This window comes from Deinococcus arcticus, assembly GCF_003028415.1.
GTDB lineage: Bacteria > Deinococcota > Deinococci > Deinococcales > Deinococcaceae > Deinococcus > Deinococcus arcticus.
Genome location: NZ_PYSV01000009.1, coordinates 51,065 through 76,303, shown reverse-complemented (window position 1 = coordinate 76,303; position 25,239 = coordinate 51,065). Strand labels below are relative to the sequence as shown.

Genomic DNA, 25,239 nt, shown 5'->3' with positions numbered 1-25,239 from the left:
CCAGGGTGCGGGAAACCGGGCGGCGGCATGCTGTGTTGACGCTGCTTGTTAAGGACGTTGCACCTCACGTTGCGAATTTTCAGGAGAGCACCGCAAAGTCTCCACTCCCGGTGCAACGTCCTTTTTTCGATACTCGCTCCGCGGCGCAGCTGTTCCAGCCGGCTCGGTTGATCGGGGGCTTGGCAGCGAGTGACTTAGCCTGGCCCGGTCCGTTCTCCCTGTTCGCGGGCAGCCAGGGTGGCAATGGCCTCCAGCGCCACGCGCACCATGCGGTCCACGCCAGCGGCCAGCACGTCGTCTGGTACCAGCTGCGGGTCGCCAATGTCGTTGCTGCACGCAGTCAGGCAGGCGGCGCGCAGGCCACGCTGCGCCGCCACCAGGAAAATGGCGCTGGCCTCCATTTCAAAACCCAGCACGCCGCGTCCGGCCCACAGGCGCGCGTGTTCGGGGGTGCTGGCATAGAAGGCGTCCTCGGTCATGATCAGCCCTACATGGTGCGGGGCGCCCTGGGCGCGGGCGGCCTGCACCGCCGCCTCGTTCACCTCGAAGCTGGCGGCTGGGGCGTAGGGTGCCCCGCCCAGCAGCTGGCGGGTGGTGCCGTCGTTGGGCACGGCCGCCGTGGCAATCACCAGATCACCGGGAGCCACGCTGGGGGTGGCGCCGCCCAGGGTGCCCACCCGGATCAGGGTCCGGGCGCCCAGCCGCGCCAGTTCCTCGGCCACGATGGCGGCGCTGGGGCAGCCCATGCCGGTGGTCTGCACGCTGACGGGAACGCCCCAGTAGGTACCGGTAAAGCCCAGCAGTTGCCGGTGCGACGTGTATTCCCGCGCGCCGTCCAGATAGGTCTGGGCGATATGGCGGGCCCGGTTGGGGTCGCCGGGCAGCAAGACGAAGGGGGCCACATCCCCTGGCAGGCCACGAACATGAATCTGACTCATAAATCAAGTATAGAGAGGCGCAGTGGTGGGCCACAGAGCGCTTTTCAGGGCCCATCTTTACTCATGAGGCACAAGAGTAACGTTGCAGACAGTTTTCTCATAGAGAACCTGGTTTTCAGGCGCAGCACGTCAGAAGGTCTCTCAGACTTCGGGTGCTTTTTCTCATCCTATATACACTTTTAGGACTGAGTCAGGCCGCGCTCATGTGGCGTCGGGTCATCAGGCACTTCCGCGACGGAAATTCACAAAAGGCTCACTCCCCCTGCCTACGGTGGACCAAAGGAGGACAGGTCACGATTCTGCGGGCCTGCCCTTTTTGAACCGAAGGAGAACTCCACATGCGCAAATCACTGATCTTCGCGTCCACCCTGGCCCTGAGCCTCGGCGCTGCCGGCGCCCAGACCGCCCCCGCCACCTCTGCACCGGCCCAGGTCACCCTGAGCGATGTGCCTGCCGGACACTGGGCCAAGGACGCCGTGGACCGCATTGTGCAGTGCGGTCTGATTCAGGGCTTCCCCGACGGCACCTTCCGGGGCAACGAGAACCTGACCCGGTACCAGGCCGCGCTGATCTTCTACCGCGCCCTGCAGGCCGGCGCCCTGGCCAACTGCGGCTTTAACGCCGGCGACATGACCGCCATTGCCAACGGCATGCAGGAAGTCAGCACCGAGCTGGCCGCCATCGCCACCCGCGTGACTGACCTGGAGCGCCTGAGCGCCGAGCAGCAGGCCCGCATTGACGCGCTGGAAGCCCGCATCAACGGCCTGGGCACTGGGACGGCCACCGGTTCGGCCGATGTGGCGGCCCTGCAGGCCCGCATCGACGCGCTGGAAGCCGCCATCCGCAACATTCCCGCTGGCCCCGCCGGTCCTGCGGGCCCCGCTGGTCCCCAGGGCCCGGCCGGTCCCCAGGGTCCTGCGGGCCCGGCTGGTCCCGCCGGCACCAGCGCCAGCGGTACCGTGACCACCACCCCCGTGACGCCCCCCGCCACCGTGGTGATTGGCGAGCCCACCCCCACGGAAGTCACGGTCAGCCGTGGCCTGTACGCCGGCATTGCTTTCGGCGCCAAGTCGGCGGGCGTCGGCTCCGAGTGCCTGTCACTGGGCAGCGGCGCCAACCGCACCCGCGTGAACTACTGCCTGACTGGCACGGCCATGGTGGGCTCCAGCAACGTGCTGGGCCCGGTCGGCGCCCGCGCCGCCGTGGAATACACCCCGGCCTTCAACGCCATCAGCGCCGACGTGAACGCCACCTATGAAATCAATACGGGCGGCGGCCTGACCCCCTACGTGGGCGCCGGTCTGGGCCTGACGAGCGGGCTGGTGCGCAACAGCAGCACCGTCAACGCCACCGACCTCTACGCCAATGTACTGCTGGGCGCCGATTACCGCGTGACCGACAGCATTGCGGTCTTCGTGGAAGGCAACGGGCGCTACTACTTCAGCAATAAGGGCGCGGGTACCGGTCTGCCGGCCAACGCCACCAACGGCGGTTTCAACGGCGGCGTCAAGGCCGGCCTGAAGTTCTACTTCTAAGCTTCCTCTGAAGCAGGACCCTCCCATGCGGGGGGTCCTTTTGTCTGGCCGGGCGCGGGCTACACTGGGGGGATGCGCCTTGTTTCCTTTCTTCAGGTGCTGTTCCTGCTGGGCCTGCTGGCCTACCTGGCGCTGGTGACCCTGGAAAACCCTGGACTCGTGCGCCTGCCGCTGCCGCTGGGTGGCGGCGAATTCACGCTGTCGGTGGGGGCCGGTGTAACCGTTTTTCTGCTGCTGGGCGCCGCCTTTATGGGGCTGCTGCTGCTGCCCGGGCTGTGGAATGAGCGCCGCCGCCGGGCCCGGGAAGCCCGCTTGCGCCGCGAGGCCGAGGCGCGCCTGACAGCCACCCTGCAGGCCCGGCTGGGTGCGGCACCTGACCCAGCCGGGGCCGACCGCCCCCGCCAGGAGGGCGCGTGACCGCCCAGCCCCCTCAGTGGGTGCTGGCGGCCCCCAGTCCCCGCCCCCAGCTGCTGGACACCATGCGCACCTGGGGGGTGGCCCCGCCCCTGGCGCAGGCCCTGGCCGGGCGGGGCCTGAGTCCGGCCCTGCTGGCACCGCCCCTGGCGCTGACCCCCAACCCGGCGCTGCGGGAAGCGGCGCGGCGCCTTGCTGGGGCCATTCAGGCGGGCCGGCGCCTGCGCATTCACGGGGACTACGACGCCGACGGCGTGAGCGCCACGGCTGTGCTGGTGCTGGGCCTGCGCGAACTGGGCGCCGAGGTGCACGGCTTCATTCCGCACCGCCTGAACGAGGGCTACGGCCTGCACCCCGACCGCGTGGACGAACACGCCGCCGCCTGCGACCTGCTGGTGACCGTGGACTGCGGCGTGACCAACCACGCCGAGATCCGCGCGCTGCTGGACCGGGGCACCGAGGTGATCGTCACGGACCACCACGCCCCGGGGGACCACTTCCCCGAGGCGCTGGTGGTCCACCCCCATCTGACCCAGGGCTACGACGGCGCTTTGCACAACCTGACCGGCGCGGGTGTGGCCTACCACCTGCTGTGGGCGGTGCGGGACGAACTGGGGCAAGGCGAACCCCGGCACCTGAGCCCCCTGGCCACCCTGGGCACCATTGCCGATGTGGCGCCGCTGGTCGGCGAGAACCGCGCGCTGGTGCAGGCGGGTCTGGAGGAGCTGGGCCGCACTGGGCTGCCGGGGCTGCGGGCCCTGCTGGAGACCGGGCGCGTGACCCGTCCCGGGGCGCGCGACGTGGCCTTTGTACTGGCGCCGCGCATCAACGCTGCCGGCCGTCTGGGCGAGGCGGACATCGCCCTGGAGCTGCTGACCACTGCCAGCGCCCACGAGGCGCGGCGCCTGGCCGAGTACCTGGAAATTCGCAACCTGGAGCGGCGCAAGCTGCAGGACGAGATGTTCGCGCAGGCCCTGACCCTGGCTGACCCCCGCGACCCGGCGCTGGTGGTCACGCACCCCGACTGGCACGCAGGCGTGATGGGCATTGTGGCCAGCAAGCTGGTGGACACCTACCACAAGCCGGTGTACATCGTGGCGCAGGGCAAGGGGTCGGTGCGCAGCACGCCGGGCATCAGCGCGGTGGGGGGACTGAAATTCAGCCACGACCTGCTGAAGCGCTACGGGGGCCACCCGGGGGCGGCCGGTTTTGCCATGGACGAGGCCCATTTTGCGGCCTTTCGTGACCGGGTGCATGCCTATGTGCGCCAGTTTCCGGCACCGCTGCCCCGCGTGCGTCTGGACGCGCCGCTGCCGGCCCTGGGCGCGGGCCTGGACCTGCTGGAACAAACAGCGGCCCTGGAGCCGTTTGGCGAGGGCCACCCGCTACCGCTGTGGCATCTGCGCGACACCCTGACCGACACCCGGCTGGTGGGCAAGCGCGGCGACAGCCTGCAGTTCAAGGTGGCGGGGCTGCGGGGCGTGAAATTTGGCGAGTCCGACGCCGCTGGCGGGGAACGGGACCTCGCTGCCCACCTGATGGGCAGCGAGTGGCGCGGGCAGAGCCGGGTGGAGTTTCAGGGGCAGGCACTGCGGGTGCCGGCGCCAGTGGCGCTGGACGCCCCGCCCCCCGGCCTGTCGCTGCCCCGGCTGGACCCGCGCGCCGCCCTGGGCCACCTGCGCGCCGGCGCAGCGGCCCACGCGGCCGGGCCCGTGGCCGAGTACCTGCGCGACAACGTGCCGGGCCTGACCCTGGTGGCCGCCGGCGCGCCCCACCCCGGCGGCGAACTGATTCTGTATACCCTGCCCGCCGAGGACGATCTGCGCCGCTGGATCCGGGGTGGCCGCGTGGCCTTTGCCTTTGGCCCCAAGACCCTGGCCGACCTGGAAGGAGCACTGACCCGGCAGCACCTGCTGGCCCCCCCCGGCAACCCCCTGCGCGAACTGGTGCCCGGGGCCGGCGACCAGCACCTGGAAGCCGCCGCCGACGCCTACCGCCGCTGGCAGTGGGCCCACCACTGGCGCGTGCTGGATGACGAGGGCTGGACCGCCAGTGTGCTGGCCATGCTGGGCCTGGGGCACGAGGAGGGGCAGACCCAGCCGGCACTGGCACTGGGGTGAAGGGGGCCAGGGGCTATGAGCTGTGAGCCATGAGCCATGGGGTAAGGGCAGCGAGCGGGTGCTAGAGCCGGTTCTGGGCAAGGGGTGAAAGCGGGAGGGGCACATGCAACTGCTCCTCCCGCCTGTGCTCTTCCCTCAGAGCTCATGGCCCAAAGCCCATGGCCCAGAGCCCTTTCTTCACTCCCCCCCGGCCATCCAGCGCGCCAGGGCCCAGCCGCTCAGCAGGGCCGCTTCCACGCGCGGGCCGTGGGCGTCTGGCGTGAACCAGTCGCCGCACCAGCCCAGACCCAGCGCCTCGTCCCAGTGACAGGGGCCGGGGGCGCGGCGGGTGGGGGTGGCAAAGCGCCAGCGGTGGGCAAAGGCCGCAGTCGTGGGCAGCGCCTCGCCCATCACAACCTCGGCGGCGGCCAGCAGCAGGTCGCCTGCCTCTTGCGGTGAGGCGTCCAAGTGGGCGCGGGTCCAGTCAGCGCCCGCCTGAAGAATCAGGGCCGGGGGATGGCCTGGGGGGCGCTTGGTGTGTTCCAGCGACAGCCAGTCCAGCGCCGGGTGGTTCAGGCGGGTGGCGGGGTGGAGCCAGCGCGGGGCCCCAGCGAGCACCGCGCCCACCGTCCAGCAGGGATCGAAGGCCACGCGCGCGGCGGCCTGGGCCGCGTCCTCACTGGATGGCGTTTGCAGGGCGCCGTCCAGCTGCAGCGGTGCCAGCAGGGCCAGCAGCTGCGGCGCCGGCAGATTCAGCACCAGCCGGGCGCTGTCCCAGACTTGGCCGTCCCGGGTGTGCGCCCGCCAGTGCCCGGGGCGCCGCTCCAGACTGGTGACCTCCACGCCGCTGTGGACGTCCACGCCCCGCGCCAGCACGCGGCCCAGGGCACTCAGGCCCTCGGGCGGAGCATAGCGGGGATGGGTGTCCTGGGCTGCATGGACCTCGCCGTCTGCCCAGTGGGCCACGCCCCGGGTCCACACGGCATTCCAGCCCTCGCGCACGCCGCCCTCTGCCAGGGCCACAGTGCGGGGGTGCCGGGCGGTGAAGAAGCGGGCGCCGTGGTCCAGCCGGGCCACGCCCCCCTCAGGCAGCGGCACACGCCGGGTGGCCGCCCGGCCCGAGACACCCCGGCCCTTGTCCAGTATGGTCACGCGCGGGCCCGCGTCCCGGGCGCAGGCCAGCCCCGCAAGCCCGGCGCCCACCACCAGCAGGTTCAGCATGGCTACAGCAGCGCCCGGTGGTCGGCCAGCAGGCAGCGGTCCTGCACCACGTCAATGCCGCGCGCCGTCAGTTCGCGGGCGGTGGCGTCGTCGCGGATGCCCTGCTGCAGCCACACCACCGGGGGCAGTGGGGTCATGGCCAGCAGATCGGCCAGATGCTCGCGCACCTTGTCGCTGCGGCGAAACACGTCCACGATGTCCACCGGCGTGCCAATCTCGGCCAGGGTAGCCACCGCGCGGTGGCCGAAGTAGCTCTCGCCCCGCGCCGCCAGCGCCGGATTCACCGGAATCACCGTGTAGCCCTGGCGGTGCATGTATTCCGGCACGTAATGCGCCGGTTTCATGGGGTCGTGGTGAAAGCCCACCACGGCAATCACCTTGCTGGTGGTCAGCACCTCGCGCAGCTGGGCGGTCTGGGTCAGCAGGGTCATGCGCCCCCCACCTCGGCAAAGGCGGCCTGCGCGGCGTCCAGCGTCAGGCCCAGTTCGGCGTCGCTGTGCATGCCACTCACGAAGATGCTCTCGAACTGGCTGGGCGCCCAGTACACCCCCCGCGCCAGGAGCCCCTGGAACCAGCGGGCAAAGGCGGCCGTGTCGCTGCGCGCGGCGTCTGTGTAGGTGCGCAGCGAACCGTCCGGGGCGTCCTGAAAAAAGGCCGTGAGCATGGAGCCGATGTGGTTGATGCTGATGGCCACGCCCGCTTCCCGCGCCGCCTCGCGCAGCCCGCCCGCCAGCGCCGCCGTGTAGGCGTCCAGCCGGGCATACAGGCCGGGGTCGGCCTCCAGGGCCTGCAGGGTGGCCAGCCCCGCCGCCATCGCCAGCGGATTGCCGCTGAGGGTCCCGGCCTGATACACCGGGCCCTGCGGCGACACAAAGTCCATCACGTCGGCCCGGCCGCCATACGCCCCCACCGGCAGGCCCCCGCCGATGATCTTGCCCCAGCAGATCAGGTCCGGCTCCAGGCCCAGCAGCCCGGTGGCCCCGCGCAGCGACAGGCGAAAGCCGGTCATGACCTCATCGGCAATCAGCAGGGCGCCGCTGGCCTTGACGCGGTGCAGCGCGGCCAGAAATTCGGGGGTGGGCATCAGCACGCCCGCGTTGCCCACCACAGGCTCGAAAATCACGGCGGCGATCTCGTGCCCGCGCGCCGCCATCAGGGCGTCCAGGGCGGCCGGGTCGTTGTATTCGCTCACCAGGGTCAGGCGGGCGTAGTCCTCAGGGACGCCCGCGCTGCTGGGCGCCGCGTTGCCCAGCGAATCGGCGTTCGTGAGCAGGCCGCTGCCCGCTTCCACCAGCAGGCCGTCGGCGTGGCCGTGGTAGTTGCCCCGGAACTTCACGATGAACTTGCGCCCTGTGGCCCCGCGTGCCAGCCGCAGGGCGCTCATGGTGGCCTCAGTGCCGCTGTTGACAAAGCGCACCCGCTCGGTGCCGGTCAGGCGCGTGACCTGCTCGGCCAGTTGCACCTCGCGCTCGCCGGGCGCTCCGAAGCTGGTACCGCCCTGCAGGGCCTGGGTAATCGCCTCCCGCACACCGGGGTGGTTGTGCCCCAGAATCATGGGCCCCCACGACCCGATGTAATCAAGGTACGTCGTGCCGTCCGCGTCGGTCAGGTAGGCGCCGTCGGCGTGGGCAATAAAGCGCGGCGTACCGCCCACACTGCGAAAGGCGCGCACAGGGCTGTTCACCCCGCCGGGCGTGACGGCGCGGGCCCGCGCAAACAGCGCTTCCGAACGCGCTGTTGGGCTGGACACAGAAGAAGCGTCGGTGGTCATGCCGCCCACCTTACCGGAGCCCCGGGGCTGCTGTACGGGCGCCAGCCCACAGAACGCCGCCCAGCGGCACCGGGCCTGCTGGGCGGCGCGAACGCGGGCGGGAGTTTACAACCCCAGCAGGCCCGCCGCCGCCGTGGCGCTCAGCTCTCGCCGGAAGGGCTCCACCAGGGCGCGGTCCGGGCCGCCGCCCGCCTGCACGGTGCTGCTGAGGTCCGGCAGCTGGCCGTTCTGCAGGGCCTGGGCCGCCTGGGCGAAGTCCACGGTGGGCAGGCCCAGGGCGCGGTTCACAGCCGCGCGGACCTGAGCGTAGCGCTCGGGGCTCATGCCTTCCTTGGCCAGGGCCGCCGCCTGGGCCTGGCGCGCGGCGCCCACGCTGCTGCCCGCGTTGCGCAGCACCGCCATCATCTGCAGCACGTTGGGGCTCTGGCCGTTCTGGATGTCGGTCCAGACCTGCTGCACGCCAGTGAACGAGGAGCCCAGGGCGTTGCGGACCTCGCGGCGCACGCGCACGAAGCGCTGAACCTCTGCCCGGGTGAGGGGGGCGTTGGCCGCTGCGCCGGGGGCCGTGCCGCCACTGCTCTGGGCACCGGTCTGGGGCTGGGTTTGCGTCTGGGCGGGTTGCGACAGGCCGGCCAGGAAGTTGCGCGCGGGCTGAATCACCATAAACCACGCCAGACCCCCCAGCAGCGCCAGCACCAGCAGCGTGCCGCCGCCACAGCCCAGACACCCGCAGCCCAGTCCCCGTCCATTCATTCCGACCTGTCTCATCTCTGCCCCCTACGAGGGGGGGCCCGCGTGGGTTCCCGGCGCGGGGTGGAAACGCTATCATCGCCGGGCCGTTGTCCAATTGAACCCGGTTCAAACCATGTCTGGCCCCAACGCTGGCGCACCCCAGGCCGCCGAAGCTGCGCGAGCTGCTGGGAGCCCCGCGCCGGCCCGGTGCTGTTCTGGGATGGAGCCGCCACAGACCGAAGTTCGTCTCTATCCCCTTTCTCCCGGAGGTTTCCCCTATGCGCGCCCTGACTGCTGCCCTGCTCTCGGCCCTGGCCCTGAGCGCCTGTACGCCGCTGCCCCCGCCCCCTGTGCCCGACACCCGCGCGCACGACACCCGCGCCTTCACGGCGGTGGTGCCCACCATCAGTGCCGTGACGGGCGCCGAACTGTTCCAGGGCAAGATGGCTGGCCTGCGCGGCGAGGCCAGCTACGCCATAGAAGTGCCCGCCAACTGGAACGGCCAGCTGGTGATGTATGCCCACGGCTACGCGGGCGAGGGCAAGGACCTGCGGGTGCAGACCCCACCCCTGCGCGCCCTGTGGCTGAGCCAGGGCTACGCCTGGGCCGCCAGCTCTTACAGCGCCAACTTCTACGACGTGCAGGCGGGTGTGGAAGACACCAATGCCCTGGCCAACGCCTTTGTGGGCCTGACGGGTGGCAAGTACGCAGCCCCGAAAAAGACCCTGATCGTGGGCGTGAGCATGGGCGGGCACGTGGCGGGCGCAGCGGTGGAAAAGGAAACGCAGCAGAGCGCGAAAAACAAGACCGCCTACGCCGCCGCCCTGCCCCTGTGCGGCGTGATGGACGAGGATTACCAGTTTCAGTGGCTGGGCGACTACCCGCTGGTGGCCGCGCAACTGGCGGGCCTGGGCCCCAAGACCTTCCCCCAGGGCCAGGACGCCTTCCGCGCTGCCCTGCCCGACATTCTGGCAGCCAGCTTCAGCACGGCCAGCGGCGCGACCTGGCAGGAGAATGCCACCCAGGGCGCCAAGCTGCGCGAGATCGCCCGCACCCTCACCGGTGGCCCGCGCCCGGCCTTTGAACTGGGCTTTCGCAGCGCCCAATGGCAGCAGGTTGTCCTGAGCACCGGCGGGGCCGACGGCACAGTTATGGGGATCCTGCCGCGCAACATCTACAGCAACGTGGGCACCACCTACCGCTGGACGGCCGGGGCCACCCCCACCGAGGCCGAGAAGCTTTTTAACGCCAGCATTGTGCGGGTGGGCGCGGCCCCCGACGCCAACCCCGCGCGCCCTGGCAGCGTGCGCTGGCTGCCGCGCGTGAACGGCGAGGTGAGCGTGCCGGTGCTGACCCTGCACACCACCGGGGACTTTTACGTGCCCTTCCGCCACCAGCAGCTGTACCGCGCGGCCGTGACCGCAGCGGGGAACGGCGACCGGCTGGTGCAGCGCGCCATTCGCGCCGCGGGGCACTGCGAATTCAGCCCGGCAGAGCTGACCGAGGCGTTCGCCGATCTGGTGAAGTGGGAGGCCACTGGCATGAAGCCTGCTGGCGACGACGTGACCACCGCCAGCGTGGTGGCCGACCCCGCCTATGGCTGCCGCTTTACCCGGGGCACCCGCGCGGGTGTGGAGGCCTGCCCGGCGAACTGAACCAGGGGGAAAGAGAGGGGGCGGCCTGAATCAGCCGCTCCCTTGTCAGTGTTCAGGCTCGTTTCCGGGCAACGCGGTCACCAGCGCCTGCCCGCTTCTCAAAGAGGCATGAACCCCGGCCGCCTGCACCTCATTGCTGATCGTCCAGCCGCTGCCCTGGGGAATATCCGCGCCGGGCAGCGGCCAGCGCACGCCCCGCAGGGTCAGGCCGCGCAGGGCCGTGAGCGCCAGGACGCTGAGGGTGGCACCCGGGGGCAGGGCCAGCGCCAGGGGCGAGGCCGGCAGCAGCGGCCAGCCCCATTCGTCGCCGCTGGTGAGGGTCACGCGCCGGCCCTCCCCAGCCAGCCGCACAGCGCCCAGCGCCAGCCCCAGCGTGTGGTCAAAGCGGCCCCCGAACGCCCCCACGACCACCAGTTCGCGGGCACCCCGTTGCAGCGCCGCTTCCACCGCCAGTTCGGCGTCGGTGGCGGCCTTGGCGGCAGGGAAGACCTCGCGCGGGGCCGAGAGCGCCAGCCCCGCTGAGGAATCAAAATCGCCCACCCACAGGTCCACCTTCAGGCCCAGCGGGGCCGCGTGCCGCGCGCCGCCGTCGGCCGCCACCACCAGCGCGGGGCGGGGCAGGGCGCGCAGCAGGGGCGTGTCCACCAGCCGCCCGCCCACCAGAATCCAGGCGATCATTCCTGCTCCCGGTCATCGGGCAGCGGGCGCACCTGCGCCTCATCCACGCTCAGGCGCAGGGTATTGCCCGCCAGCAGCCCGGCTTCCCGGGGGCTGAGGGTCAGGGTGAGCGGGCCCAGCGCGTGGGCCACGGTGACCACGAGCCCGCTTTCGGTGCTCTGGCGGGCCACGACGGGCCAGGGCCCGCCAGGGCCCAGCTGCAGCGCGGTTTCCGGCACATGACGCACCTGCCCGGGCCCGGCCGGCAGCAGGTTGCGCTCACCCAGAAAGGCCGCCACCCAGGCGGTGGCGGGCTGGGCAAATACTGTCTCCGTGGGGCCAGCCTGCACCAGGGCGCCTGCCCGCAGAATCACCACCCGCCCAGCGAGGGCGCGGGCCTCGCGCTGGTCGTGCGTGACCAGCAGCACCCCGGCGTCTATGCGGGCGAACAGGCCGCGCAGCCCGGCCCGCAGGTCTGAGCGCAGGCGCTCGTCGAGGTTGGACATGGGCTCGTCCAGCAGCAGCAGCGGTGAACGGGTGGCCAGGGCGCGCGCCAGGGCCACCCGCTGCGCCTGCCCGCCCGAGAGCTGCGCGGGGCGCCGCCCGTCCAGTCCGGTCAGGTCCACCAGGGCCAGGGCCTCGCGTGCCTGGGCCTGGGCAGCGGCGCGGGCCACGCCCCGCACCCGCAGGCCATAGGCCACGTTGTCCAGCACGCTCAGGTGGGGAAACAGGGCGTAGTCCTGAAACACCAGCCCCACGCCCCGCGTTTCCGGGGGCTGGCGGGTCACGTCGCGTCCGCCCACAGCCACGGTGCCGGCGTCTGGGCGCTCCAGGCCGGCCACCAGCCGCAGCACCGTGCTCTTGCCGCAGCCTGATGGCCCCAGCAGGGCCACGGTTTCGCCGCGCGCCACGGTCAGCGACACGTTCTGAACAGCCTGCACGGTTCCGAAGGCTTTGTGCAGGCCGCTCAGGGTCAGGGCCGCTGCAGCGCTCATGCCCTCCAGCATCTCACGTCACCTCGCCTTTGCCACCGTCCAGCAGGGCAAAGGCCAGGGTGGACAGCAGCAGCAGGGCCGTGGCCAGCGCGCAGGCCTCGCCCAGATTGCGCTCGCCGGGGCGGCCCAGGCGCTCATACAGGCCGGTGGACAGGGTGGCCCATTCGGGGCGGGTGAGCACCAGGGTCGCGCCGAATTCGCCCAGCACCGTGGCCAGGGCCAGCGCGCCGCCGCCGCGCAGCGCGGGCAAGGCCAGCGGCCACGTCACGGTGCGGAACGCCGCGCCGGGGCTGGCCCCCAGCGACCGGGCGGCCTCGTGCAGCCGGGGGGGAATGGCGCGCAGGGCCGGCAGCACCGAGCGCACCACCAGCGGCCACGCCAGCAGCGTGTAGGCGGCGATCAGCAGCGGCAGCGTGGCCGCCAGCGCCGGATAGGCCAGCAGGTATCCGGCCGCCAGACTGACCGGCGAGACCATCAGCGGCAGCAGCGAGAGCAGGTCCAGCACCCGGGACCGCGCCCGCCACGCCCCCAGGGCGTACAGACCGCCCAGCACGGTGGCCCCGGTCAGCGCCAGCAGGCCAAAGCGCAGCGTGTTGCCCACCAGGGCCGGCGTGGACTCATCGGCCAGCACGCCCTGCCAGAAGGCCAGCGTGGGCCCTGCCGACCCCCACAGGCCGCGCACCACCACGGCCAGGAGCGGGGCAAAGCAGATCAGCATGGTCACGGTGCCCAGGCCCAGCAGCGCGGCCCGCACGCCGCCCTGCGCCCGGGGCAGGCCGCCCACGCTGACTCCACTGCCGCCCCGGCTCAGGGCCACGTAGGCCCCGGTGACCAGCAGGGTCAGTGCCAGTTGCCCCACGATCAGGGCGCTGGCTTCTGATAAGCGCAGTTGCAGGGCGGTCAGGGTGTAGATTTCTACCTCCAGCGTGGCGTAGCGCTCGCCGCCCAGGGCCAGGGGCAGACCAAAGCTCAGGGCCGAATACAGAAACACCAGCGCGGTGCCCGCCAGCACCCCGGGCAGCGCCAGCGGCAGCGCCACGTCCCAGGCGGCCCGCCACGCCGGGGCCCCCAGCGACCGCGCCGCGCCCAGCAGCCCTGGCGACACCCGAACGAAGGCCGCGTGGCTCAGGCGCACCATAACCGGCAGGTTAAAAAACAGGTTGCCCAGCACCAGCAGGGCTGGGGTATCGCTCAGGTCCAGCCCGGTCCAGCGTGTGACCATGCCCTGCGGCCCCAGCAGGGCCGTAAGGCCCAGCACCGCCACCAGCGTGGGGGTAACAAAGGGCAGCAGCAGCAGGCGCAGCAACAGGGCCTTGCCGCGCACCTCGTAGCGGGACAGCAGGTAGGCCAGCGGCACGCCCAGAATCAGGGCCAGGGCGGCGCTCAGGGCGGCCTGGGTCAGCGTCCAGACCAGGCGGGACTGGAAATAGGGGTCCTGCCAGACAGCCAGGGTCACGCCGCCTTCGAGGAGGGTGCGGGTCAGGGGCAGGGCCAGGAAGAGGGTGAGGAAGAGGAGACCCGGGAGGGCCAGGAGCCAGGGGAGGAAGTGGGTCATGGGCTTGTGGTTTTGTTTCGTAGGCCCCACCCCCAGACTCGCAGAGCTGCGCAGCAGAGGGGAGACGACTTCGCCGCGCAGGGCGGCCTGCGCGTTGCCACTGGTTAGACTCATGCGCCTGGAACCTGGTGGCAGGGGGAGCAAACGTTCGCACTGGGCAAGAGTTTTTACTGGAGTCGGCTGGGCTTCTCTCTTCGTTGACGTGTCCGGCTTCGACGCCATCCTCCGCCCCACCGCAATGGCCCGCGCGCTGCGCGCACGACGGCCTCGTCTGGATCTGGGCGCTCCAGGGGCAGGAAGGCTTGGTGCGGCCCAGCAAGTTCTACTCTGAAAAGCTAAAGGTCAGCGTGGGGTGGCCTGTTTGTTTTTTCCGCGCTCCGCTTCCCGCCAACTGCCTCCCTTTCCTCACCTTGCGCGCAGCACCTGTGTCACCCAGGCGTCCACAAGGCGCTGGGGGTTGGCGCTGACAGCCGGCTTGATGGGCTCCACCTTCGGCTGCTGGGCGAACCTGAACACGGGGTTCAGGGGTGTGGCCTTGGCCGCTGGGTAAATCCACATGCGGGTGGGAATATCGGCCTGTACGGGCGCGCTCAGCATGAAGTCCACGAACTTGCGGGCCAGGGCAGGCTGTTTGGTGCCCTTCAGGATGCCCACGCCTTCGAGCTGGGTGTACACGCTGCCCGGCAGGAACAGGTTGCCCGTGGGGCTCTGGGCAGGCAGACGGGCGGGGTTAAAGCCGTCGGCGTAAAAAACCTCGGCGGCGGGGCTGCTGGCGTAGGACAGCACGATGGGGTACCTGCCGCCGTTTTTCGTGAAGTCCTTGTAATAGGCCTCACTCCAGCCGCGCGTGACCTTCATGCCGCCTGCACGCGCCGCGCGCCACCACGCCCACGCGCCCGCCTCGCCGTAGTGGTTCACGGTGGCCAGCAGGAAGGCCAGGCCCGGGCTGCTGGTGGCCGGGCTCTGCACCACGGTCAACTTGGCGTAGGCCGGCGTTTTCAGGTCATCCAGGGTTCTGGGCAGCGCCAGCCCGGCCTTTTCGAACCACGCGCGGTCGTAGTTCAGGGCCACGAAGCCGTAATCCACGGTGTTCAGCAGCCCCGTGTCGTCCAGGCGGTATTCGGCGGGCACGCGGCCCTGGGCCGGGGACCGGTAAGGTTCCAGAATCCCGGCCTGCTTCGCGCGGGGCAGCAGGCTGTTGTCCAGGCCATACACCACGTCGGCAATGGGCGCGCGGCGGGTCAGGATCAGGCGGTTCAGGAGTTCGCCCGCGTCGCCGCCTTTCACGAAGCGCACCTTGACCCTGTTGGCGCTCTCGAAGGCGGCGATCAGCTTCCTGTCCACGTCAAACGAGTCGTGGGTAATCACGGTCAGGGTGGTCTGGGCCTGGGCGGCCCCGGCCAGCAGCAGGCCCAGAAGCAGTGTTGTGCGCATCAAAAAGTCCCCTCGCGTCACGAGGGGAAGCGGGGGCCTGCGCCCACAGGGAGCGGGGCAGGCCGGTCACGCTCCCTCCGCCGGAATGACCCGGATCAGGTTCCTGGGGTAAGTCTCAGCCCGCCTCTTTGAGTGGGCACCCCCGGTGACGCACCCGCGAAGATAGCGCATGGGCAGGCGGTGGGCTCAGGCTTCAGCGTCCTCGGGGAGCGTGCGGGGATACCGGGAGACGGTCAGGCCCAGGCCAAGCTGCCCCGCCAGTTGAATGAGGGCACGGGGAAAATGGTCGCCCTGAAGCACAATTTCCTGCCCGCGTTCATCCAGGGTGCCCACACGGTCTTCAATGCCAAAGTCCAGTTCCGCAGCGGTGTGGTCCCAGTCCGGGTCTGCCGCTGTCAGCAGGCCATTCAGCTTCAGCAGGCTGGCGTGGTGCGTCTGCAGGAAGGCGATCACGTCTTCAACCTGTTGTTCGGGCTGGCAGAAGTCGGCCGGGCTGGCAGCGACCAGAAAACCAGAGTCACGCGCGATACCGGAAGGAAAGCGCTGGGGTTCCCCCTCGCGCCAGACGTGATGTGGGGTGAGGTCTGTGCCGGCCAGAAACGCGGTCACATCAAAGTGCCCCCAGACGCGCAGAATGCAGCTCATGGCCCCAGCCTAGAGCCAAGGATCACCCGGCTCATGCCACCCTGAGCGCATGACGTTTCATCTGGTGTCCTGGCTGGTGGTGCAAGACGGACAGGGGCGCGTGCTGCTGGGGCGCCGCGCGGGGTCGTCCTATGCGAGTGGGCTGTGGGGCCTGCCCGGCGGGCGCGTGGAGGCTGGCGAGAGCCTGGCCCAGGCCGCGGCGCGTGAAACCCGGGAAGAGGTGGGCCTGAACGTGGACCCGGCCGACCTGACCTGCCTGGGCGCCTGCCGCTACGACCTGGAGGGCACGGCAGGCCTGGATGTGTTCTTCCTGACCCGCACGTGGCAAGGCGAGCCCCAGCCGCTGGACAAAACCTCGGCGGTGGGCTGGTTTGGGCTGGACGCGCTGCCGCCTGATGTGCTGCCCTGGCTGCCCGGCATTCTGGAGGCCCATCTGGTCGGCGGCCAGCGCCTGACCGAACTGATTGACGGCTGGGACGGCCTGCGCGCGCTCCTTTAATCTGTTCCCACGGCTCACGGCCTCCTACGGCACCGGCCAGCGCACCGTCCCCACCTGATCGGTGCGCCAGACCTTCGAGCCGGCCTGCGCCAGCCGCGCCAGCACGTCGGGGTGGGGGTGCCCGTAGGTGTTACGGCCCACGCTGATCACGGTGTCGGCGGGGGTGGCCTGGGTCAGCAGCGCCGCGCCGGTGGAATGGCGACTGCCGTGGTGAGCGGCTTTCAGCAGGTCCAGATTCCCGGGCCCTGCCATCGCCTCGCCGGCCTGGGCCAGATCGCCCAGAAACGCCGCGCGCCAGCCGCGCGATTCCAGGGTCAGGGCCACGCTGTTTTCGTTGTCCTCGTCGTGCCAGTCCTGGCCGGTGGGCCACAGCACCGTCAGCGCAGCGCCCGCCGCCTGCACGCGGTCTCCCCGGCGCACCTCGCGCACCGGCACGCCCCGGGCCTGGGCTTCGGCCAGCGCGGCGTCCAGCACCGGGTCGCCGCGCTTGCGGTGGCCCACCCACAGTTCCCCCACCGGCAGGGCGCGCAGCACCGCCGGCACGCCCTCAATGTGGTCGGTGTCGGCGTGGGTGGCCACCAGTACGTCCAGCTGGCGCACCCCCAGCGCGCGCAGGGCCGGCACCACGGTGCGCCCGCCCACGTCATAGTCGCTGCCCACCGAGCCGCCCGCGTCAACCAGCATCGTCAGGCCCGGCAGACGAATCAGGGTGCTGTCGCCCTGGCCCACGTCCAGAAACACCACCTCGCGCGCGGGGCGCAGCCAGCCGGGCAGGGCGGTCAGCAGCAGACAGGCCAGCAGGGTGCCCAGCGCCGTGCGGGCCCGCACCCGGCCCAGCAGCCACAGCCACCCGGCGCCCAGGGCTGTGGCGTAGGCCACCACCCCCGCTGCGCCAATGGCGCCCCAGCTCAGCACCGGCGCGCGGCCAAAGGTTTCGGCCACCGCCAGCAGCGCCGAGGCCAGCAGGCCACTGACCACATTCAGCGGCGCGGCCAGTGGGCCCAGCAGCCCGGCCACAAAGCCCAGGGGCACCAGCGCGGCCATGATGACCCCCGCCACCAGATTGGCCGGCAGCCCCACCAGCGGCAGCTGCCCGAAGGTCCCCGCCACCACCGGCAGGGTGCCCAGTTCGGCCAGCAGGGTCGCGCTGATCGCCAGCCGCAGGGCGTGGGGCCAGCGCGCGGGCAGGCGCCCGGCCACGCGCAGGGTCTGCGTGAGGGCCAGCACCGCCAGAAACGACAGCTGAAAGCCCACGTCCAGCAGCCACAGCGGAAAGGGCAGCAGGCAGGCCAGCGCCGCCAGGGCAATCAGACCCAGGGGATCGGGGCGACCCCGGCCCAGCGCCAGGGCAATCAGCACCGCCGCGCCCATGATCACTGCCCGCGTGATGCTGGGCGAGGGCTGCACCAGCAGCAGGTACGGCAGCAGCAGGGCCGCCGGCAGGCCGTAGCGCCACGCCGGCGCGGCCCCCAAGCGAATCAGCAGCCACACCAGCACCCCGGTAATCAGGGCCACGTTCTGCCCCGACAGGGCCATCAGGTGGGCCAGCCCGGCGCGGGCGAAGGCGTCGCGCACCGCGTACCCCTCGGCAAATTCCTCCCGGCTGATGTCGCTCCGGTCGCCCAGCTCAATCGCCTGCATCAGCGCGGCCTGCCGCTCGGTCAGGCCAGCACTGAGGCCCCGGCGGAACCAGCCGCGCAGCCCGCCTTCCGGCTGGTGGGCCCTAACCCTGGCCCCCACCAGCACCGCGCCGGGGGTGGGCACCAGCAGGCCCCCCTGGGACCGCAACCACGCGGCCTGATCAAAGCCGCCCGGCACGTCGCGGCCCTGCGGGGCCACCAGGCGGCCAGCTACCTCTAGCACGCCGGGGCCCTGTGCAGGTTTGGGACTCACCGCCAGCCGGGCGCGCGGCGCACTCAGCGTCAGAAACTGGCCGTCCCACTCGCCCTTCAAGGTCACCTGGGCGCCCAGCCAGGGTGTCAGCGGATCGGGGCGCGCCAGGACCGTGTGGGCCGAGAGCCACCCGGCGCCGCCCCCCAGCAGGGCGAGTGCGGCCAGCCCCGGGCGGGCGTCCAGCAGGGCCAGGGCCACGCCGGCCAGCAGCGCCGCCGCACCCCAGGGCACCCCCAGCGCCAGCAGAATGCCGCCGATGACCCCCAGTACGGCCGGCACCGACCACGGCAGTTGGCCGGCCCGGCCCGTGACCTGGGCGCGGGGCCGGCTGGAGGTGACAGGGAAGGCCGCGCTGTTCAGAAGGTCACCAGTCCCCGGAGGGTCTGCAGCGCCGAAGGGCCAATGCCTTTTACGCGGTCCAGATCGGCCAGCGAGCGGTAGGGCCGCCCCGCCACGATGCGCGCGGCCAGGGCGGGCCCCACCCGGGGCAGGGCTTCAAGTTGCTCGGTGCTGGCGGTGTTCAGGTTCACCCGCCCGGAAATCAGCGGCTGCACGCTGGCGGTGGCCGGGTAGGTGGGCGGTTCGGCTGATGTGGCGGCCATGGGGGTACCCAGGGCCACGCGCGTGACCTGCGGGGCCTGCGGGCGCGGCCAGAGCGCCGGGCCCAGGCTCAGCGCAGCGCTCAGCAGCACGCCGCCTGCCAGCAGCGCGGTCCAGGGTGGGGCAACACTTGGCATGCGCCCCAGGCTAGAGGCTGCCCCGCGCGCGCGCTGCCGCACATGCCTGGGCGCGTGGGCCCCTTTTCGGCCCTGGCAGGGGCGTGCTACACTTCCAGAGTTTGCCTCCCCAGGGAGGCGCTTCTCGCGTGACGCGGGGCCGGCAAGAGCAGTGTGGCCCACTCCGCGAGCAGTAAGGAGAAAAGCACCATGAAGCGTACCTACCAGCCCAACGTCCGCAAGCGGGCCAAGACCCACGGTTTCCGCGCCCGCATGAAAACCAAGGCCGGCCGCAACATCCTGGCGCGCCGCCGCGCCAAGGGCCGCCACCAGCTCACCGTCTCTGACGAGTAAGCCCCCTTCACCGGGAGCGCCCGCTATTTCCCAGTCCACCCCCTCCAGCGCCACGCAGGCACGGCCCCGCCGTCCGGTGGCGCTGGATGCATTGCGGGGTGACCGGGAATTTCGCAAGGTGCGCGCCCACGGCGCGGTGGTGCGCGACCCGCTGTTTACCCTGCGCGTGGCCGAGTACCGCCCCCGCCACGGGGAAGCGTGGCGGCCACGCGCCATCGTGGGCATCGTGGTGCCCAAAAAGACCCTCAAGCGCGCGGTGGACCGCAACCGTGCCCGGCGCCGCGTGCGCGAGGCGCTGCGCACCCTGCCCGGCGGCCTGCCCGCCTGCCGCGCCATCCTGATGCCGAACCCCGCGGTGCTGGCCGCGCCCTTTGCGCAGCTGCAGGCCGCGCTGCAGAGAGCGCTGGCAAAAGCGCCGGGCCGGCGGGGGCGCGGCGGGAACCCGGGCGGCCCGGGGCGCGTACCCGGTGCCGTGCCTTCCTCCCCGACCCCGGGCCCAACGAGCGGTGAGGCCTCGTGAGCGGCCTGCGTGACGTCCTTGTGCGGGGGGTGCGGTTTTACCAGCGCCGTCTCTCGCCGCGCAAGCCCGCACCCACTTGCCGTTTTAGCCCCACCTGCTCGGAATACGCCGCGCAGGCCGTGGAGCGGCACGGTTCGCTGCGTGGCAGCTGGCTGGCCACCTGGCGCATCCTGCGCTGCAATCCCTTCGTGCCGGGCGGGTTCGACCCGGTGCCCGACCATTTCCCCAAGAGGCCCCCTCAGACCCCATGAAGACCAGACATCTGCTTTCCCTGCTTGCTGCTGGCGGCGCGCTGCTGCTGACCGGCTGCGGCACCACTGGCCCCCTTCCTACCTTCGGCAAGGCCATCACCCCCGAGTGGATCACCGCCGATTTCGACGGCGTGCGCGGCAACGAGTACATCGTCACCAGCAACCTGCAGGACGTGGTGTTCAACAACCGGGGCGAGGTCATCGGCTGGTATGTCAAGAACTACGCCGGCACGCCGTATATCAAGCGCCGGGCCGATGGCACCTACGATTTCAGCGCCCTGCGTGAGCAGAAGGGCATCTTCAATCTGGTGGCTGGGCGCAAGGCGCTGGCCGTGCAGGGGGAGGGCCTGGACCCCGCCCAGCCGGCCCAGGTGCAGCCCCCCACGGGCCTGACCACCGACCTGAAGGCCAACCGCCAGGACGCGGTGTTCCGCTACGTGCAGGGTGGCGTGAGCGTCACCAAGACCGTGACCCTGCGCCCGCGCAACTTCAAGGTGGACGTCAAGACCGAGGTGACGGGCGGCCCCGAGCGGGTGAACATCCTGTTCCCGGGCCTGGGCCGCGCCCAGAATCCCCGGGTGCAGGCGGTGAGTCCGGGGGGCCAGCCGGCCGCCGTGCAGGGCAGCGGGACCCTGCAGGTGAAGAACATTCAGTACGCCGCCATTCAGGAAGTGCCGGGCGGCATGAACAGCCAGATTGTGCAGGCGCTGATCGTGCAGCCGCGCGGTGACACCCGCGCCGATGTGGCCCTGACTGGCGGCGCCCAGAGCCTGCTGAGCGCCAGCGTGCCCGCGGCCAGCACCCTGGAGGTGTACGGCGGCCGCAACGAACTGATTCACCTGTACCAGAGTGGCTATACCACCCTGCCGGGCCTGTTCGATCCCAACTGGTTCGGCCAGATCAGCCTGTACATCGTGAAATTCATGGAGTGGCTGTATGGCCTGATTGGCAACTGGGGCCTGGTGCTGGTGGCACTGACCATTGTGCTGCGCGCCGCCATGTGGCCGCTGATGCAGGCGCAGGGCCGCTCCACAGCCAGGATGCAGGCCATGCAGCCGCGGATGCGCGAGATTCAGGCCAAGTACAAAGAGCGCCGCGACCCGGATTCGCAGCGCGCCATGCAGACCGAGATGGCGCAGCTGTACCGCGACTACAACTTCAACCCGGCCGGCTGTCTGTCCAGCTTCCTGCCGTTCCCGATTCTGATTGCGCTGTGGTCCACCATCCGCAACTTTGAATTCGACAGCGGCTTCCTGTGGCTGCCAGACCTTGCCATTCCCGATCCTTTCTACCTGCTGGCGCTGGTCTACCTGATCGTAAACATCGGGCAGCTGTATGTCATGACGCGCAAGAGCCCCGAGATGTTCCGCCAGCAGGCGTTTATCTACATTATTTTCCTGTATTTCGCCCTGACCTTCCCGGCGGGCGTGACCATCTACATCATCCTGTCCACCCTGATCGGCATCGTGCAGCAGATCATCATCAACAAGCAGGTGGAAAGGGAAACCGCCAACCTGGGCGTGCAGAAGGTCACGGTCACCGCCCCGCCCAGCGGCAAGGCCGCCAAGCCCCAGAAGGCTGTGATCGTGGATAAGGCCGCCAAGACCTCCAAGGTCATTGACCTGCCCCGCAAGGACTGAAGCTGCCTCGAAGAGTGCCCCACCTCCAGCGCAAGGTGGGGCACTTTCCTTGGTTTATTTCAGCCGGGCCAGTTCCTGCTGGGGGGCCCCGTACCCCGGGCGCAGCCGCAGGGCTTCGCGGTAAGCCGCCTGCGCCTGCGCGGCGCGGCCCAGAGCGGCCAGGGCCCGCCCCCGCCAGTAATGCGCTTCCTCGTGGGTGGGCACCGAGCGCAGCACCGCGCCGGTCAGGCGCAGCACCTTGTCGTACTGGCCGGTGCGCACGTACGCCTCGAAGGGGCCAAACGAATACCACAGCGCGCGCCAGGGCAGCCCGCCCTGCACCCAACTGGGGCGGGTGGGGTCCAGCGTGCGGTCTGGCGGGGCAGCCAGTGCCTGATCAAAGGACCGGGCCGCGCCCCGGGCGTCGCCCAGGTCCAGTTGCGCCTGCCCCAGGTTCAGGTAGGCCACGGCGTCGCCCCGGCGGGCCGCCTCGGCCCGGGCCACGCGCAGATGCTCGGCTCTGGCAGCCACCGGATCGGCGCGCATGCCCAGCACTTCGCGCAGGGGCGCCGCCTTGCTGGGCGGCGTGACCACCAGATACGTGCGGCCAAATGAGCGCCACAACTCGTCAAACCGGGTGTAGTTCAGGGTCAGCGGGCCCAGGTACGAGTCCAGTGCACTGAACTGCCCGCGCGCGTCGTCATAGCCGGTGAGCAGGCGGTAGTGGCCCATGCCGCCGGAATCCGGCGTGACAAACCACGTTTCTACCATCACTGGAAACCCGGCCGAGAGCAAGCGGCGCAGCAGCAGGCGGTCCCCGCCCCGCGCCAGATGCACGTCCATGCCCTGCGTGCGGGCATAGGCGGCCAGTTCGTCCGGCGATACATTCACGTCGGCCCTGCCGGGCTTGAGGACCGGCGCAATGTCGTATTGATTCAGGGTGCTGCCCCAGCGGCTGAGTGCCATACCGACCGTGACCGGGCCGCAGTTGTTCAGCCGCTGGTATTCATGCCGGAGGCCGGGAATGCTGGCGCGGGCGGGCAGGGGCGGCGCGGCCGGTCTGGGCGCGGGAACGGGGGTCGGCTCCGGGGTTGGCGCCGGTTCGGGGGCCGGCTCAGGCACGGGCACTTCCTCTGGGAGAGGAGCCGGGGCAGTGGGGACAGCCGCCTGCACGGTGGGTCCTGGCTGGACCTTCTCACCCTGAAAGCGGCTGACGCCGAAGGCCGCCGCCCCCACCAGAAGGGCCGCAGTCAGGAGAAGGGCAGGGAGGCGCATCCTCTGCATCGTCCCTGCCCTTCATGATGCCGGCCTGAGGTGAATGGTGTGGTGCAGGGAGACAGAAGCTGCTGCCTGTTCTTCGGGGGTCACCACAGAGGGGGCGGGCCAGTTTGATGTGGCCCGCCCGCCGGGTTTGGAGGTTGTCAGGAAGTTGCGCGCCCCCGGAAGGAACCTCGCCCGGGCGCTCTTCCCACTGCCTACTCCCCACCTCCCCGCCCTTCAGTACGCCATGACCTGCTTAATGGCCCTGGCCACACGCACCGGGTTGGGCCGGTACACGTCCTCAATGGCCGTAAAGGGCGGGTACGGCGCGTCAAAGCCAGTCACGCGCACAATGGGCGCGCGCAGGTATTCAATGGCTTCCTCGGCAATGGTGGCGCTGATCTCGCTGTGGAAGCCGCCCGTGCGGGGGGCCTCGGTCACCACGACCACCCGGCCAGTCTTGGCCACGCTGGCCAGCACCGTCTCGGTGTCCATGGGCACCAGGGTGCGCAGATCCACGACCTCCACGCCAATGCCAGCGGTGCGGGCGGCCTCGGCGGCCTTCTGGGCCACCTCCACCATGCCGCCGTAACACACCACCGTTACGTCGTCGCCCCGCGTGACCAGCCGCGCCTTGCCCAGAGGCACGCGGTGGTCACCCACGGGCACCTCTTCTTTCACGCTGCGGTAGAGCTTGATCGCCTCGAAGAAGAACACCGGGTCGGGGTCAGCAATGGCGCTCAGCAGCAGGCCCTTGGCGTCGGCCGGGGTGCTGGGAATAACCACCTTGACGCCCGGGGTGTGGGCCAGAATGGCCTCTGGGCTGTCGGCGTGCTGCTCGGGGGTATGTACGCCGCCGCCGTAGGGCGCGCGGATGACCATCGGCAGGTGGTAGCGGCTGCGGGTGCGGTGCCGGAAGCGGCCCACGTGAGACAGAATCTGATCCAGTGCCGGATACAGAAACCCGGCGAACTGAATCTCGGCAATGGGTTTCAGGCCCGCCAGCCCCATCCCAATGCCCATGCCCACGATGGCGGCTTCAGCCAGGGGGGTATCGAATACGCGCTCCACGCCGTACTTGGCCTGCAGGCCGTCGGTGGCGCGGAAGACCCCGCCCATCACGCCCACGTCCTCGCCAAAGATATGCACGGTCTCGTCGGCCCCCAGGGCAATGTCCAGGGCGTCGTTGATGGCGGCGACCATCGTCATGGTTTTGGTTTTGGTGGCGGTGGCGGTCACTGCTGTTCCTCCGCGAGGATCTGCGCGCGCTGCTGTCTCAGCTGCGGGGTGGGTTCGGCAAACACGTGATCCAGAATCTCGGCGGGTGTGGGGTCCGGGTAGCTGTCGGCCTCCTGCAGCGCGGCCTCGAACTCGGCGGCAATCTCGGCCAGCAGCTCGGCCTCGCTGGCCTCGGTCATCAGGCCCTCCTGCAGCAGATGGGTGCGCAGCCGCAGCACCGGGTCCTTGGCGTCCCAGCCTTCCAGTTCGGCCTCGGTGCGGTAGCGGCTGGGGTCGTCGGCCACCGTGTGCGGCTTGACGCGGTAGGTCACGGTTTCAATCAGGGTGGGGCCTTCGCCCCGGCGGGCACGGTCCACGGCCTCGGCGGTCACGTGGTAGGTCGCCAGGGCGTCGTTGCCGTCCACACGCACGCCGGGAATGCCGTAGCCGTCGGCGCGGCGTGAAAGGTCCGTGGCCCTGGTCTGGGTGCGGGTGGGCACCGAGATGGCCCAGCCGTTGTTTTGCAGGATGAACACGCACGGGGCGTTCAGGGCGCCTGCAAAGTTCAGGGCCTCGTGGAAGTCGCCCTCGCTGCTTCCCCCGTCACCGATAAAGGCCATCGCCACGTTGCGCGTGCCCTTGCGGCGTTCGGCCAGGGCCGCGCCCACCGCCTGCGGGTACTGGGTGGCAATGGGAATGTAAAAGGGCAGCACCTTCAGGTCGGCGGGCATGTGCCAGCCGTGCGGGCTGGTGCGCCAGTAGGCCAGGGTGCGGGCAATCGGCAGGCCCAGGGTCAGGGCCGCGCCCGTGTCGCGGTAGGTGGGAAACAGCCAGTCGTTCTTGGTCAGCGCGGCGGCGGTGCCCACCTGGCTGGCTTCCATGCCGCCAAACGGCGGAAACACGCCCAGGCGGCCCTGGCGGTACAGCACCCAGCCGCGTTCATCGAAGTGGCGGGCGCGGCGCATCTGGCGGTACAGCGCCAGCCGGATGTCGGGGGCGGGCAGCAGATCGGGGCGAACGACCGAACCGTCGGGCGCCACGATTTGCACCATGTTGGTGTCCTGCTGCGCGGCGTCGTAGGCGGCCTGCGCGGCCTGATAGCCGAGGTCCGTCTCGCTGGCTTCCGGCTGGGTGGGGGCAGATTTGGGTGGGGTCATGCAGGGCTCCTGGGGGTGGGAATGAACCGGAACAGGCCAGAATAGACAGCAGCCTGAACGCGGCGGTTCCGCGCACAGCCTGCCAGGGAAACGCCGTCAGG

The 25,239-nt window shown here is 70.6% G+C and carries 24 protein-coding genes and 1 riboswitch; of the genes, 9 read left to right on the top strand and 15 right to left on the bottom strand.

Features of this window, described 5'->3' with window-relative positions; all coding sequences use genetic code 11:
* Positions 1-194: 194 nt before the first annotated feature.
* On the bottom strand, positions 195-938 hold the full coding sequence (locus C8263_RS10580) for a phosphorylase family protein (protein ID WP_107138090.1): 744 nt from the start codon (positions 936-938) through the stop codon (positions 195-197).
* Between the two features lie 338 nt (positions 939-1,276).
* Here C8263_RS10580 and C8263_RS10575 point away from each other — a divergent pair, with 338 nt between their 5' ends.
* The 3 genes from C8263_RS10575 to C8263_RS10565 all read left to right on the top strand — a co-directional run bounded on the left by C8263_RS10575 (position 1,277) and on the right by C8263_RS10565 (position 5,007).
* Positions 1,277-2,473, top strand: a complete 1,197-nt coding sequence (locus C8263_RS10575; RefSeq protein ID WP_107138089.1) for an S-layer homology domain-containing protein — start codon at positions 1,277-1,279, stop codon at positions 2,471-2,473.
* A 72-nt stretch (positions 2,474-2,545) separates the two neighbouring features.
* On the top strand, positions 2,546-2,890 hold the full coding sequence (locus C8263_RS10570) for a hypothetical protein (protein WP_107138088.1): 345 nt from the start codon (positions 2,546-2,548) through the stop codon (positions 2,888-2,890).
* A gap of 62 nt (positions 2,891-2,952) precedes the next feature.
* Positions 2,953-5,007: a single-stranded-DNA-specific exonuclease RecJ gene (locus C8263_RS10565; RefSeq protein WP_107138157.1), complete on the top strand. Its 2,055-nt coding sequence runs from the start codon at positions 2,953-2,955 to the stop codon at positions 5,005-5,007.
* A 177-nt stretch (positions 5,008-5,184) separates the two neighbouring features.
* On the opposite strand, the gene C8263_RS10560 is transcribed toward C8263_RS10565, so the two are convergent.
* The 4 genes from C8263_RS10560 to C8263_RS10545 all read right to left on the bottom strand — a co-directional run bounded on the left by C8263_RS10560 (position 5,185) and on the right by C8263_RS10545 (position 8,746).
* The gene (locus tag C8263_RS10560; RefSeq protein ID WP_107138087.1) at positions 5,185-6,207 is read right to left on the bottom strand and encodes an NAD(P)/FAD-dependent oxidoreductase; all 1,023 of its coding nucleotides are present in this window, start codon (positions 6,205-6,207) and stop codon (positions 5,185-5,187) included.
* Between the two features lie 2 nt (positions 6,208-6,209).
* Positions 6,210-6,638: a CoA-binding protein gene (locus tag C8263_RS10555; protein ID WP_107138086.1), complete on the bottom strand. Its 429-nt coding sequence runs from the start codon at positions 6,636-6,638 to the stop codon at positions 6,210-6,212.
* Complete coding sequence (gene hemL, locus C8263_RS10550; protein WP_107138085.1) at positions 6,635-7,978, bottom strand: glutamate-1-semialdehyde 2,1-aminomutase; 1,344 nt, start codon at positions 7,976-7,978, stop codon at positions 6,635-6,637. The genes C8263_RS10555 and hemL overlap by 4 nt, the downstream gene beginning before the upstream one ends.
* 105 nt (positions 7,979-8,083) lie before the next feature.
* Positions 8,084-8,746, bottom strand: coding sequence for a hypothetical protein (locus tag C8263_RS10545; RefSeq protein WP_233218764.1), 663 nt, complete (start codon positions 8,744-8,746; stop codon positions 8,084-8,086).
* A gap of 242 nt (positions 8,747-8,988) precedes the next feature.
* Between C8263_RS10545 and C8263_RS10540 the strand changes: the two genes are divergently transcribed.
* The gene (locus C8263_RS10540) at positions 8,989-10,365 is read left to right on the top strand and encodes an alpha/beta hydrolase (RefSeq protein WP_107138083.1); all 1,377 of its coding nucleotides are present in this window, start codon (positions 8,989-8,991) and stop codon (positions 10,363-10,365) included.
* Positions 10,366-10,410: 45 nt separating this feature from the next.
* Here the strand turns inward: C8263_RS10540 and C8263_RS10535 are convergent, their stop codons facing one another.
* From C8263_RS10535 to C8263_RS10515, 5 genes are all read right to left on the bottom strand, one after another.
* On the bottom strand, positions 10,411-11,043 hold the full coding sequence (locus C8263_RS10535; protein ID WP_107138082.1) for a thiamine diphosphokinase: 633 nt from the start codon (positions 11,041-11,043) through the stop codon (positions 10,411-10,413).
* Positions 11,040-12,017: an ABC transporter ATP-binding protein gene (locus C8263_RS10530; protein WP_107138156.1), complete on the bottom strand. Its 978-nt coding sequence runs from the start codon at positions 12,015-12,017 to the stop codon at positions 11,040-11,042. The genes C8263_RS10535 and C8263_RS10530 overlap by 4 nt, the downstream gene beginning before the upstream one ends.
* Before the next feature lie 13 nt (positions 12,018-12,030).
* Entirely contained in the window at positions 12,031-13,572 is a 1,542-nt protein-coding gene (locus C8263_RS10525) for an ABC transporter permease (protein ID WP_107138155.1), read from the bottom strand.
* A 405-nt stretch (positions 13,573-13,977) separates the two neighbouring features.
* Positions 13,978-15,006: a thiamine ABC transporter substrate-binding protein gene (locus C8263_RS10520; protein WP_107138081.1), complete on the bottom strand. Its 1,029-nt coding sequence runs from the start codon at positions 15,004-15,006 to the stop codon at positions 13,978-13,980.
* A 54-nt stretch (positions 15,007-15,060) separates the two neighbouring features.
* Positions 15,061-15,160: riboswitch (TPP riboswitch) on the bottom strand.
* Positions 15,161-15,192: 32 nt separating this feature from the next.
* On the bottom strand, positions 15,193-15,651 hold the full coding sequence (locus tag C8263_RS10515) for a hypothetical protein (protein ID WP_107138080.1): 459 nt from the start codon (positions 15,649-15,651) through the stop codon (positions 15,193-15,195).
* Positions 15,652-15,700: 49 nt separating this feature from the next.
* On the opposite strand from C8263_RS10515, the gene C8263_RS10510 reads away from it, so the two are divergent.
* The gene (locus C8263_RS10510; RefSeq protein WP_107138079.1) at positions 15,701-16,150 is read left to right on the top strand and encodes an NUDIX domain-containing protein; all 450 of its coding nucleotides are present in this window, start codon (positions 15,701-15,703) and stop codon (positions 16,148-16,150) included.
* Positions 16,151-16,174: 24 nt separating this feature from the next.
* On the opposite strand, the gene C8263_RS10505 is transcribed toward C8263_RS10510, so the two are convergent.
* Together C8263_RS10505 and C8263_RS10500 are read right to left on the bottom strand one after the other, a co-directional pair.
* On the bottom strand, positions 16,175-18,322 hold the full coding sequence (locus tag C8263_RS10505) for a DNA internalization-related competence protein ComEC/Rec2 (RefSeq protein WP_233218763.1): 2,148 nt from the start codon (positions 18,320-18,322) through the stop codon (positions 16,175-16,177).
* A gap of 77 nt (positions 18,323-18,399) precedes the next feature.
* Entirely contained in the window at positions 18,400-18,780 is a 381-nt protein-coding gene (locus tag C8263_RS10500; protein WP_107138077.1) for a ComEA family DNA-binding protein, read from the bottom strand.
* A gap of 189 nt (positions 18,781-18,969) precedes the next feature.
* Here C8263_RS10500 and rpmH point away from each other — a divergent pair, with 189 nt between their 5' ends.
* The 4 genes from rpmH to C8263_RS10480 all read left to right on the top strand — a co-directional run bounded on the left by rpmH (position 18,970) and on the right by C8263_RS10480 (position 21,524).
* On the top strand, positions 18,970-19,113 hold the full coding sequence (rpmH, locus tag C8263_RS10495; RefSeq protein ID WP_019585335.1) for a 50S ribosomal protein L34: 144 nt from the start codon (positions 18,970-18,972) through the stop codon (positions 19,111-19,113).
* Positions 19,114-19,204: 91 nt separating this feature from the next.
* The gene (gene rnpA / locus C8263_RS10490) at positions 19,205-19,633 is read left to right on the top strand and encodes a ribonuclease P protein component (protein WP_107138154.1); all 429 of its coding nucleotides are present in this window, start codon (positions 19,205-19,207) and stop codon (positions 19,631-19,633) included.
* Positions 19,630-19,884, top strand: coding sequence for a membrane protein insertion efficiency factor YidD (gene yidD, locus C8263_RS10485; RefSeq protein WP_332888941.1), 255 nt, complete (start codon positions 19,630-19,632; stop codon positions 19,882-19,884). Before rnpA ends, yidD begins: the two co-directional genes overlap by 4 nt.
* Positions 19,881-21,524 (top strand): YidC/Oxa1 family membrane protein insertase, encoded by a 1,644-nt coding sequence (locus tag C8263_RS10480; RefSeq protein WP_107138076.1) that lies wholly within the window; start codon positions 19,881-19,883, stop codon positions 21,522-21,524. The genes yidD and C8263_RS10480 overlap by 4 nt, the downstream gene beginning before the upstream one ends.
* Before the next feature lie 54 nt (positions 21,525-21,578).
* Here C8263_RS10480 and C8263_RS10475 read toward each other — a convergent pair whose 3' ends face one another.
* The 3 genes from C8263_RS10475 to pdhA form a co-directional block, all read right to left on the bottom strand.
* Positions 21,579-22,778 carry a tetratricopeptide repeat protein gene (locus C8263_RS10475; RefSeq protein WP_233218762.1) on the bottom strand — a complete coding sequence of 400 codons (1,200 nt, stop codon included), beginning with the start codon at positions 22,776-22,778 and terminating at the stop codon, positions 21,579-21,581.
* A gap of 222 nt (positions 22,779-23,000) precedes the next feature.
* Positions 23,001-23,966 (bottom strand): alpha-ketoacid dehydrogenase subunit beta, encoded by a 966-nt coding sequence (locus C8263_RS10470; protein WP_408608054.1) that lies wholly within the window; start codon positions 23,964-23,966, stop codon positions 23,001-23,003.
* A gap of 32 nt (positions 23,967-23,998) precedes the next feature.
* Positions 23,999-25,138: a pyruvate dehydrogenase (acetyl-transferring) E1 component subunit alpha gene (pdhA, locus tag C8263_RS10465; protein WP_107138073.1), complete on the bottom strand. Its 1,140-nt coding sequence runs from the start codon at positions 25,136-25,138 to the stop codon at positions 23,999-24,001.
* Positions 25,139-25,239 lie beyond the last annotated feature (101 nt).